Origin of the sequence: Pseudoalteromonas sp. 68 DY56-GL68 (assembly GCF_041414825.1) — a bacterium.
GTDB lineage: Bacteria > Pseudomonadota > Gammaproteobacteria > Enterobacterales > Alteromonadaceae > Pseudoalteromonas.
This window is the reverse complement of the sequence record NZ_JAOCZL010000018.1, coordinates 1-2,614: the sequence shown is the minus strand read 5'-3', so window position 1 is coordinate 2,614 and position 2,614 is coordinate 1. Positions and strand designations below refer to the sequence as shown.

Annotated in this window: 2 protein-coding genes; one reads left to right on the top strand and one right to left on the bottom strand. The window is 39.3% G+C overall.

Annotation, left to right across the window (positions count from 1 at the left end; all coding sequences use genetic code 11):
• Window positions 1–195: 195 nt before the first annotated feature.
• A complete protein-coding gene (locus tag NYF15_RS08470) occupies window positions 196–642 on the top strand; it encodes a hypothetical protein (protein WP_237119339.1) in 447 nt (148 codons plus the stop codon).
• Between the two features lie 17 nt (window positions 643–659).
• Here the strand turns inward: NYF15_RS08470 and NYF15_RS08465 are convergent, their stop codons facing one another.
• On the bottom strand, window positions 660–2,078 hold the full coding sequence (locus NYF15_RS08465; RefSeq protein WP_130151452.1) for a sodium:alanine symporter family protein: 1,419 nt from the start codon (window positions 2,076–2,078) through the stop codon (window positions 660–662).
• Between the last annotated feature and the right edge of the window lie 536 nt (window positions 2,079–2,614).

The window sequence follows — 2,614 nt, the reverse complement described above, 5'->3', positions numbered from 1 at the left end:
AAATCCCTCGTTCGTAAGGACGTGCCGGTTCAAGTCCGGCCCCGGGCACCATTTATATAATACCTCTTTTCTATTTCATTTATATTTCTTTTAACAATCCCATCAACTTATTTTTTTATTGCCAAAATAGCTCTATAGTTTCCTAAGTCTTTTTTAAGTACAACTGAACTCAATAAATAGAATCAAGGAAAGATAATGGAGCAATTTAAACGGGGCTTAAATCAGTTTTGGGTTGGTGCAGTGTTTGGGGTTTGCTTAGCAATTTCATTAGTGCTTATTCCTATCGCAATTATTATGTCGAACATTAATGACGTACTTAAAATTCATGAAGTTAATGTGTTAGTTGAAAAAGTATCGACTGTTTTCGATAAATCAGAACAGGCTATTAGTAATGCTAAAGCGGCGCTAACCGATTTTGATAATGACGTAGTGATGGATATGCTGACAGCCGTACAATCTTATCAGCAACAAACACAGTCATTATTATCCTTTGAGCAAAAACAAGTATTAAAAGAGCAAATTAAAGAACAGCTTGCACAGCAACTTAAAGCTAAACTCAACGAGCAGCAGACGACATTCATATTATCTGTCTTTGAAAAGTTAGCAAATACAAAAAAGGGAGCGCAAGCGCTCCCCAATTAAGTACTTATTAAACTAAATTATTTGCGCCACGCGCCTTTAGGAATTGTTTGATCCAGTTTTTTGTTTTGCGAAGGATCAAAAGTAGGTAACTTACCCGCTTTGCGTTGAGTATTGTAATCCTTAGCTAACCAAATAACGACTCCAGATAACATGAATAGTGCTATTACATTTACAATAGCCATTAGTCCCATTGAAATATCCGCAAGAGTCCACACGATTGGCAACTCGCCAAGTGCACCAAACATGACCATTCCAAGAACAAGTAATCTAAAAACTAACATACCAGCTGCATGATTATGTTCTAAGAACAATAAATTAGTTTCAGCATAAGAATAATTTGCAACAATAGAGGTAAATGCAAAAAACAAAATTGCCACAGCAATAAAAGTTGCGCCCCAACTGCCAACATGCTCCTCTAGTGCTGCTTGTGTTAATGCAATACCAGTCACTCCTGAATCAGGTATCAGTTGTTGGGATAATAAAATCAGTGCCGCAGTAGCGCTACATATGATAATGGTATCAACAAATACACCTAGCATTTGTACGTAACCTTGAGAAGCAGGGTGAGGAGGGTTGGGTGTAGCAGTCGCTGCGGCGTTTGCCGCGCTACCCATACCTGCCTCATTAGAAAACAGACCACGTTTAATACCTTGGATCATTGCCTGCATTACACCATAACCAATAGCACCAGCGCCTGCTTGCTCAATGCCAAATGCGCTATTTATTACATGCATAAATACATCAGGTAATAAATTGTAGTTACTTATACAAACATAAAGAGCGACGAGGAAGTAGGCTAGAGCCATAAAAGGCACGACCATTTCTGCAAATCGAGAGATTGTTCTTAACCCACCGAAGATAATAATGCCAGAGCCAAGAACAAGCGAGATACCAACTATATAATTAGGGATTCCAAATGCAACTTCGAAGGCTGCTGCAATAGAGTTTGATTGAACAGCATTAAAGACAAGACCGAAAGCTAAAATTAAGCAAAGTGAAAAAATAACGCCCATCCAGCGCTTACCTAAACCGTATTCCATATAATAAGCAGGGCCACCGCGAAAGTTACCCTCTTCATCGACGGTTTTATAGGCTTGTGCAAGTGTGCTTTCGGCAAAACTAGTCGCCATTCCTATTAGTGCAATCAGCCACATCCAAAATATAGCCCCAGCGCCACCTAAATAAAGTGCAACGGCCACGCCTGCCATATTACCCGTGCCAACTCGAGCTGCTAGGGAAGTACAAAATGCTTGAAATGAAGAAATACCTTCACCACACCCTTTGCGACTTTGGAACATCACTTTGACCATATGAGGAAATTGGGTGAATTGGATAAAGCCAAGTCGAAGTGTAAAAAATAGCCCCGCAGCTATTAATAGGTAAACCAGAATGTGGCCCCAAAGAAGGCCACTTATACTATTTATAATATCTGTCATTTTTTCTTGCCTTGTGAGCGAGTGGAATCTGCGGCGAAACTTACCATAACAAGCGAGGAGAGTTTAGTTATTCTGTTAAAAAACTCACGTTATCCACAGCTTGCTGTGTGTAACTTGTTTGCATTTGGTGGGTATCTGGGTAATTTAAAGATAATCAAAAAAACCTTCAAAAAGTGCTTGCGTTAAAAATCCATCTCCCTATAATGCGCATCCACTGACACGGCGGGTAGCAATGAAAAGCGCTGAACAAGGTGACAGAGAGTTAAGTAAAACTTCGGTTTAAAACGGTCTAAAAAGAAAGTTTRAAATTAAGTGTTGACTCGAAAAATTAAGGATGTATTATACGCATCCCTAGCGACAACGTCGCAACGTTCTTCAGCCATGAGCTAAGAACGCAGTTCTTTAAAAATATAAAGCAATCATCTGTGTGGGCACTCGTACAAATTGAGTTCTAACAGCGACGCTTAGTTTATTAAGTGACGCAAACAAATTTAGAGTCTCAAATGTAACTGAGTGACTTCATAGTCAATTCGATA

Bases quoted from the DNA above. Each gene is read 5' to 3' on its own strand.
- NYF15_RS08465 (WP_130151452.1), bottom strand. From the start codon at position 2,078: ATGACAGATATTATAAATAGTATAAGTGGCCTTCTTTGGGGCCACATT.
- NYF15_RS08470 (WP_237119339.1), top strand. From the start codon at position 196: ATGGAGCAATTTAAACGGGGCTTAAATCAGTTTTGGGTTGGTGCAGTG.